General features: G+C 66.3%; 7 protein-coding genes and 2 pseudogenes. 3 read left to right on the forward strand and 6 right to left on the reverse strand.

Annotated features, from left to right (window positions below; translation table 11 throughout):
* Nucleotides 1-252 (forward strand): annotated as a pseudogene (locus ABD743_RS28820) (hypothetical protein); the annotation flags it as partial.
* An 866-nt stretch (nucleotides 253-1,118) separates the two neighbouring features.
* Nucleotides 1,119-1,457 (forward strand): helix-turn-helix domain-containing protein, encoded by a 339-nt coding sequence (locus tag ABD743_RS44605; protein ID WP_379659413.1) that lies wholly within the window; start codon nucleotides 1,119-1,121, stop codon nucleotides 1,455-1,457.
* A gap of 4 nt (nucleotides 1,458-1,461) precedes the next feature.
* Here ABD743_RS44605 and ABD743_RS28825 read toward each other — a convergent pair.
* The 6 genes and pseudogenes from ABD743_RS28825 to ABD743_RS44610 form a co-directional block, all read right to left on the reverse strand.
* Nucleotides 1,462-2,693, reverse strand: a pseudogene (locus ABD743_RS28825) (IS110 family RNA-guided transposase).
* Between the two features lie 368 nt (nucleotides 2,694-3,061).
* Nucleotides 3,062-3,526, reverse strand: coding sequence for a peroxiredoxin (locus ABD743_RS28830; RefSeq protein ID WP_344725502.1), 465 nt, complete (start codon nucleotides 3,524-3,526; stop codon nucleotides 3,062-3,064).
* Between the two features lie 1,180 nt (nucleotides 3,527-4,706).
* Nucleotides 4,707-4,832, reverse strand: a complete 126-nt coding sequence (locus ABD743_RS28835; protein WP_344725499.1) for a hypothetical protein — start codon at nucleotides 4,830-4,832, stop codon at nucleotides 4,707-4,709.
* A gap of 34 nt (nucleotides 4,833-4,866) precedes the next feature.
* Nucleotides 4,867-5,061 carry an alpha/beta fold hydrolase gene (locus ABD743_RS28840; protein WP_344725500.1) on the reverse strand — a complete coding sequence of 65 codons (195 nt, stop codon included), beginning with the start codon at nucleotides 5,059-5,061 and terminating at the stop codon, nucleotides 4,867-4,869.
* A gap of 436 nt (nucleotides 5,062-5,497) precedes the next feature.
* Complete coding sequence (locus ABD743_RS28845) at nucleotides 5,498-5,932, reverse strand: carboxymuconolactone decarboxylase family protein (RefSeq protein ID WP_379659416.1); 435 nt, start codon at nucleotides 5,930-5,932, stop codon at nucleotides 5,498-5,500.
* On the reverse strand, nucleotides 5,832-6,296 hold the full coding sequence (locus ABD743_RS44610) for a dioxygenase (protein WP_379659414.1): 465 nt from the start codon (nucleotides 6,294-6,296) through the stop codon (nucleotides 5,832-5,834). The genes ABD743_RS28845 and ABD743_RS44610 overlap by 101 nt, the downstream gene beginning before the upstream one ends.
* A 262-nt stretch (nucleotides 6,297-6,558) precedes the next feature.
* Here ABD743_RS44610 and ABD743_RS28850 point away from each other — a divergent pair, with 262 nt between their 5' ends.
* Complete coding sequence (locus ABD743_RS28850; RefSeq protein ID WP_344725503.1) at nucleotides 6,559-7,101, forward strand: flavin reductase family protein; 543 nt, start codon at nucleotides 6,559-6,561, stop codon at nucleotides 7,099-7,101.
* Nucleotides 7,102-7,756 lie beyond the last annotated feature (655 nt).

The raw sequence follows: 7,756 nt of genomic DNA on the forward strand, positions 1-7,756 counted from the left end.
GCGGTCGCCTGGATCGCCATCGTCTGCCTGCTCTTCCTGATGCCGGTCTCCCCCAAGGGCATCCCGGGGGCCGCCGACTTCGACTGGAACGTGGTCAACTACGCGCCGCTCACCGTGGGTGGGGCGCTGGTATTTTTCGGTGGCTGGTACCTGCTGTCCGCGCGTCGCTGGTTCACCGGGCCGGTGCGTGAAACGGGCACCGGAGAGGAGCCCACCAGCCTTGAGCGGCAGCTGCCTACCGATACGCCGTGAGATCCTCGATCACAGGAAACGAAAAGTATCTCGAGACCCTCGAACCCATGAGACCAGGCGGGATGCTCACGCTTGACCAGCTGCACGTCGGCGTGGACGAGGGATCGATCGACAACCGTGCTTGTCGCGTTCACCGACATGTAGGGTCAGCTGCAGGGCGTCGTTTGCGCGCCGTTTCAGGTGGCCCAACCGGATGACCGGGATGTTCCGGGGGCCAAGCGAAATTGGATGCCAAAGATGCTCGGGTGAGTGTTGAATCAGCCCGCAACCCGCTGACCGGAGCCCAGCTGACGGCCGGCGACGCCCTGGTGTGGTCGAGCGGGCTCGAATATACGTCCACGCGAAGACCTGACGGCCGACTGGGGCCGCGGCCTCGACAGGTTGCGGGATCTGCTGACCGGGAGCTTACCTGGGCTGGAACGGGCCATCGATCCGCTCGCTGAACTCCGGGTCTCCGGTTCGATGCGAGCCGCTAGCGATGCCAGCGCTGCCGACTACCTGCGGGAACACCGCCGGAGATCCGTTGGATCAGGCGCGGCACGGCTAGAGCCAGGACCGACGGCGGGCGCAGACCTCGAGCACGCAGCAGATCTCGCATCGGTTGCGCAAAGAGTTCCCGACGGGGACACGATGCGCAACTCGTCCATCAACAGAGCCCGCACGACCACACTCGGCTTGTGAGCCACCCTCAACCTCCGAAACTCGACCTGCGGGCAGCCTTGCCGACGCTATAACCGAGATCAATTACTCCTCGACACGGCGTGTATAGCAGCTGGTGCCGCGGTAACTAGATTGATTTGCTTTGGGTTCCTGCTTCTGGGGATCAAGGTGCGTGCCGTTGACTGTGACCGTGGACGTGCCGCCCCATGATCGCGAGGTCCTCGCGTCGTGGCTGCGTTCCCCCCTCGCTGCGGGCGGGTCTGGCGCGTGCGCGGATTGTGTTGCCGGCCGCGGACGGGGCGGCGGTGAAGGACATCGTCGAGCGGGTCGGGGCGTCGAAGCCAACGGTGATCGGCTGGAGGACGCGCTATGCGGCCGAGGGTCTGGGCGGTCTGGAGGATCGCCCGAAGCGTGGTCGCCGGCGGGTCATCGACGAGGTCGTGGTGGTGCTCCCGACCCCACCGACGGCTGCGACAGCAGTGACCGTGACACAACGAGTGATTCCACGACCCGCGGGCTCCGATCTAGACATCCCACGGGCGTAGGTGGTCAAGCTGCAGTGGCGGTCGGGTTTGTGTGTGCTGCCCAGGCGAGGGTTTCGTTGTAGGGGGTGTGGTGGCGGAGGCAGCCGTGGAGGATGCCGACGAGGCGGTTGGCCAGGGTGCGTAGGGCTTGGTGGTGCGCGTTGCCGCGGGCGCGGTGGGTGTCGTAGTAGGTCCGGGCGCCGGGTGAGCTGGTCAGGGCGGCGAAGGCTTGTTGGTAGAGGGCGTCGGCTAGACGCCGGTTGCGGGCGTGGCGGGCCAGCACGGCCCGGGACTTGCCGGAGGCTTTGGTGATCGGGGCCATGCCGGAGTAGTTCTTGCGGGCCTTCGCGTCGAGGTAGCGGTGGGGGTCGTCGCCGAACTCGGCAAGCACCCGGGCACCGAGAATCCTGCCGAGCCCGGGCTGGCTCAGGTAGATCTCAACGTCCGGATGCCGGCCGAAACCTGCCTCGACCTCGCTCTGCAGGATGGTGGTCTGGCGGGCCAGTTCGGTGATCACGGCGCTCAAGGCCTGCGCGGCGGCGGCGTACGCGTCGACCACCCCGGGGCGGGCGGGCAGCTGCTGTGCGCGCAGCCCGGCGACGATCTCGTCTGCGCGGGTGGTGATGTTGCGTTGCCGCCCGGCCCGGTGCAGCGCTGCGGCGATCTGGTGCTCGGTCAGTCGGGCAGCCTTGGCGGGGGTGGGGGCCAGGGCGAGCACCGCGAGCGCGTCACGTCCGGCGAGATCGCTTCCGAACACCGTCAGTGCGCCGGGGTAGTACTCGCGCAGCATCGAGCGCAGCGTGTTGCTCTGGTGTTGGCGCGACCACACCATCGACTGGTGCGCCTTCGCCACAACCTTGACGTGTTTGGCGATCGCGGAGTCCCCGGCGACGGGGCGGTGATGGGCCCCGGTCCAGTCGCACCAGCTCGGCCAATACGTGCGCATCCCCGGGGTCGCTCTTCGCGCCCGAGGTGCCGTGTCGTTCGCGGTAGCGGGCCGCTTGGAGCGGATGACTGCGTAGACGAGGTAGCCGGCACAGAGCAAGGCCTGGACCCAGGGGCGGCGGTCGGTCTCGATCCCGACCATCACCTGATCCGGCTCGCCATCCTCGGTGAGGTGATCCGCCACCACCGCGTGCAGCGCGGCGATCCCAGCCACACCCTCGGGCAGCCGGCATCGCGCAGACGGTCACCGTGCTCGCTGACGATCTCAATGTCGTGATGATCTTTAGCCCAGTCGTCACCGACGAACGACACCCTTGACCCGTCCCCCTCACTCCGACCAGTCCAGCGAGCCGCGCTGTGAGCTGCGAGGAGACCGGGTCGACCTAATGGATCAGTGCTCACAGGGCACGACATCCCACCAGCCCTGCAGGCGCCTCACCCACCAGCCGGGGAACGATCTAGACCTGGACCTCGACCATCGGATCCGGAGCGAGCAGTGCTCACCGGCTGGCGGCTCGGACACCAGCCTGGCCTACCACTGGTGCAGCCCCATTAGGAGCGGGGACCTGTGCTGGTGGGGGCGCGGCAGGGGTCGACCGGCGACCGCTCAAAGCCGAATGCTCTTCCACTGAGCTACGCGCCCAAGGTTCGGTCTCCCGGACCCGAATCGACCGGGACCGTCAGGCGGCCAGCTCGGACACCGCCTTCATCCAGCCGTCCAGGTTGCGGGCGTCACTGGGCTGGTTCACCTCGCTGAACCGCACGATGCCCTCCTTGTCGACGAGGAACGTGCCGCGCACGGCTATGCCCCGCGTGTCATTGAACACGCTGTAGGTTTTGGTGAGCTCGCCGTGCGGCCAGAAGTCGGACAGCAGGGGAAACTTGTAGCCCTGCGCGTCCGCCCATGCCTTGAGCGTGTAAGGGTGGTCGACTGAGATCGCCAGGATCTGCACTTTCTCGTTCTGGAATTCGGAGAGGTCGTCCCGTACGGAGCAGAGCTCGCCCTGACAGATGGGGGAGAAGGCGAACGGATAGAAGACCAGGAGCACAGCGCTCTTTCCCCGGAACGAGGAGAGCGTGACGTCCTGATTGTTCTGGTCCTTGAGCGTGAAGTCAGGGGCCTCGGTGCCGACCTCGGGCGAAATGGGTGGGAGAGGTGTAGTCATGGCGTGCAGTCTTCACCCATCCCTGGGGATCAGCTGGATCACGTCCGGCCCTACTGGACGCTGAATTCTTCGCAACACGCCGGAACGTAAACCGATGAATCGTAGATCGTAATCCATATGCACTGAAGTGCTCAAGTTGCCGATTCTCGCTGTTGTCGTTCAAGGCGCCGGGTCGAGGAGACCTCGGCTTCCGGCCGCGCTGCTCACCTGTCGTACGTAGCCGCGTACGAGGGGCGGCGAAACGCGCTGCGGCCCGCACCGGCCCCGTCGGCGCTGGTTTCTCGGGGAACCGGATGGCGAAGGTGACGTCGTCGTCGGGGCCTCGGGGGCCAGCGTGTCCACGACCATATCGACCAGGTCCTGGACGGGACGGTCGCGCTCGCGGAGCAGGAGCCGCGCGAGGGCACCGGACGGTGTACTCGTCCTGGCCCTGCGCGAGCCTGGCCGCCGCACCCGACACGGCTGAGTGATGTTCTGCTGCGAGGTCAGGTCGTGTCGACGGCCTTGACGACCGGCCTTTGTGACCCCGCCCGTGTCACCACCGACCCGGACGCGCTGGCCGGTTTTGGTCGCGGCGAGGGCGTTGCCGGTACCGACTGCCGACGACCTCCAGCTCCTCGGCAGCGGCATCGCGCACCATCCCGCCGGGGAGCGTGTGGATCTCCGGCAGCAGCTCGGCAACGACGGCCGCGCGGAAGGCCGGCGAGACGACGACGCGGGAGGCACGCGTAGTCCTGCCTCGATCAGCCGGGCCAGTTCGCGCCTTCGCAGCCGATCAGATCGCTACCGGCACCGCCGGAGCGGTCGATTCATACAATGTGTGAGCGCTCATGCGCGGCTCCTACCTCGTGTGAGCCGGTTCGCACCGAGTCAGGACTGATTTAAGGAGTATCGTGGCTGTCTTTGCGCGTATCGAGACATTACTGGCGAATGCATTGCCGTCTGCAGCCTCTGGTGTGCTGCGAGAGGCAACCACGCTTGCCCATCGGGGGCTCCCGCGATCCGGCCGGGAGATATCGAGCGCGGACGATGTCGCAGGAGGCCGGAGCGTGTCGATCACCTCCCGGAGAAGGCGCATGGCGGTGTGCGGGGGTTGAGACTCCACCGCCGACCGGGAGCACTGCTCGCGTGACGGAACGATGTATTTTGCGACGACTTGCTAGTGAAGTAGGAACGTCACGAAGTCGCTCCACCATGCGAGTCCGTCGAGGAGGGCAGCGATGGTCGCGGCCAGCACGTCTGTGAGGTCGGAGTTCGCCACCAGTGTTTGAAGCACGCCGCTCATGTCTCCCAGCCGTAATCGGCCGAACTGCTTTCAGCTAGAACGCTGTCCAACGGTGCGGGACGCGGCAGTATGAACGATCTCTCCTGTCATAGCCGAGCGCGCGCACGAGCTCGTAGACGTCGGAGGCCAGTGTCTTGTTGCCGTATCCACTCGCGGGCTTGTCTGAATCGCCCATGCCCCGGATATCGACGGCAATCAACTTATACCGCTCTGCGATCGCGGGCATCATCTTGTGGAACTGTCACCACGTCCTGGGCCATCCGGGCAGGAGCACACAGGTCTCATGCCCCGCCGATCACGTAGTGCAACCGGATTCCGTTGACCTCGGCGTACCGTCCGTGAACCCGTTCAGTAACGCCGCTGGAAGATAACCGTGCACAGGGCACGAGGTTGATGGGGAGACCCCCAGGCATTCAGCACAGGGTCCCGCTGGAACCAGCCCGGGGTCGGCCCGCCCCCTGAGAGGACCCGAGACGTGAGCGACGACCTGTGGATCGACCGCGTGGAGACCCACCTCGGTGAGCAAGGCGCGTCATTGCTGCTGATGCTGAAGTCCTGGCACAAGAAGTCGGAGAGCGTTCGCCGCTACTCAAACCCTCTCCGGAGGTCCTTGCTGAGGTCACCAGCCTGCTGGCGCCTGGCAACAGCCGCCACTCAGGGCGAGGTCAGCCAGCGACAGGGTACCGGCTGGTGATCGCGACGCGGTTGAAGGCGTTCATCACCGTGGCCAGCCAGGCGACCGCCGAGACCTGGTCTGCAGTGAGCGCGGCCACGGCGGCGTTGTACTCCTCGTCGCTGACGTGCCCGTCCGACACACGTGTGATCGCCTCGGTCAGGTGGAGGGCAGCGCGGTCGGCCTCGGAGAAGTAGCCGGTCTCTTCCCATCCGGGCAGCACAGCGATTCGGTCGGGGTCTTCGCCCTTCTTGAGGGCGTCGCGGGTATGCATGCGCAGGCAGAACGCGCAGCCGTTGATCTGGGAGCTGCGGATCTTCAACAGCTCAACCAGGAGCGGGTCGAGGCCTGCCGCGGCGGCGTTCTCTTCCACCTCCGTCGACAGGGCGATCAGGGCCTTGTAGGCGTGCGGGTGCTGCTTGCCAATGTTGACTCGCTGCGCGTTCGTCATGGTTCCTTCGAGTGTTGCTACAGGTTTGTCCTGTCTCGGTCAGAAACGCGATCGCGCGTTCCCATTTCGCCATCGTTGGCCGCATCTCTCGCACATAGGCATGCAGGTGGTGCACCGGGCCCTGCATCAACTGCCTGAGTCGGGGATCGGCTGCTGTCTCGAAACTGTTCACCACGACCGGGAACGTGAGCCGGAGCAGGCAGTTCTCTCGCAGCGCAGCGACGGTGCATTCCGTCAGTAGACGCTCGCGGTTCTGCTGCGCCGCGTCCGCCCGGAGCTGACCCTGTAGCGCAGAGACCGTCGCAACGACCAGGTCGTGGGATGCCGCGTCAGCGTTCATGCCCCTCTGGGGCTACCAGTGAAGTGGTCATGGCCGCAATGTTAACGGGCACTGGCCCAATGGCACCTTCGTTGTCCAATAGCGTTGGACGCCGTTCTTTGGGTACAGGCTGGACGCGGACAGACTGCAGCCAGCTAGTTGCAGCGTTCGGCTGTCACAGCCGGGGCTTCGCCGTGACTCGGCAGCGCACGTTGCTTCATCGTGACCGGAGGTGTCGTGATGGCGCTGGTTGTGCAGGTTGGGGGGATCGACGGTGGGAGTCATGATCAGCTGCGGGTATTTGCCGACTGACCCAAGCTTGTCCGGGAGGACCAAGGTGACCACACCGCTTCAGGAGCGATTTCGTGAGGTGATGGCTGGGGTGGCCACGCCGGTCACGGTCATGACTGCGTTGGAGCGGGGAACGCCGCACGGGACCACGGTGGGGGCCTTCGCCTCGTTGTCTATGGAGCCTCCGATGGTGATGGCGTGTCTCGATCGACGATCGGATCTCCTTGCCCGGGTGCGGCGCACCGGCCGGTTCGGCGTTAATGTGCTCGGCTCGTCGCACTCCGAGCTCGCGGCCCGCTTCGCGCAGAAGGGTGCGGAGAAGTTTCTCGGGGTCGATTGGGAGGTGGATAGCGAGGTCCCGAGGTTGGTGGGCGCGTCCGGTTGGCTCGCCTGCGACGTCGCGGGTTTGGTCGAAGGTGGCGATCACGTCATCGTGATCGGGGCGGTGCTGGCCGTCGACAAGGCTCATGTCGAGCCGCTGACCTACCACATGCGGTCGTTCGGAACACACGCACCGCTTGCCGGATCCGTCTGAGCGGTGACGTGCCCGATGTATCGTGCTGTGAACTGGAGGTGGGTCGCCAGGGCGGTGCTTGCCAACCCCGTTGTCAGGGGGCTCATCCGTTTTCAGGGTGGATCAAACCCGTGTTGAGCCGGGCCGCGCAGGCTGCGCCTGGGCTCGGCGGGCAGTACCGGCTCCCGGTCGACGTGGGCTGCGTGCCCGTTTCGGTCCAGCCGCCACTCCTGGGCTTATGGCAGCAGCGCCATTGCGGGCGGCGACGGCGAGTGCAAGGCGGTGCGCGGGCCAGCGAGTGCGGCCGCCAGCACAGCGATCTCCACCGCTCCCGGCCGGGCGATATCGGCGACGTAGCGCGCGCCCAGCGAGCAACCGAGGGTCCTCGGCCCGCTGGATCCAGTAGCCGACGTAACGCATCCGCAGCTGCGGGAGCCATGAATCCGTCCTCCAGCGGGTCGCGTCCAGGGCGGCATCGACGCCAGCACCTCGGAGACCACCGAGCCCCAGTCCCCGCCCTGGGACACGTACCGGTCATAGCCCAGGAGTTTCATCAGCGGGCGCCGCGGATCGTCGTCGACTCGTCGACCGTGTCCGTGGACGCCTCGGCGACGGCGCGCGCGGCGGCATCCGGACGCGGTGCCGGCTTTCTGGCGGCGCCTGTCAGCGGGAATCC

The sequence above is a fragment of the Pseudonocardia yunnanensis genome, from assembly GCF_039534065.1.
GTDB classification, from domain to species: domain Bacteria; phylum Actinomycetota; class Actinomycetes; order Mycobacteriales; family Pseudonocardiaceae; genus Pseudonocardia; species Pseudonocardia yunnanensis.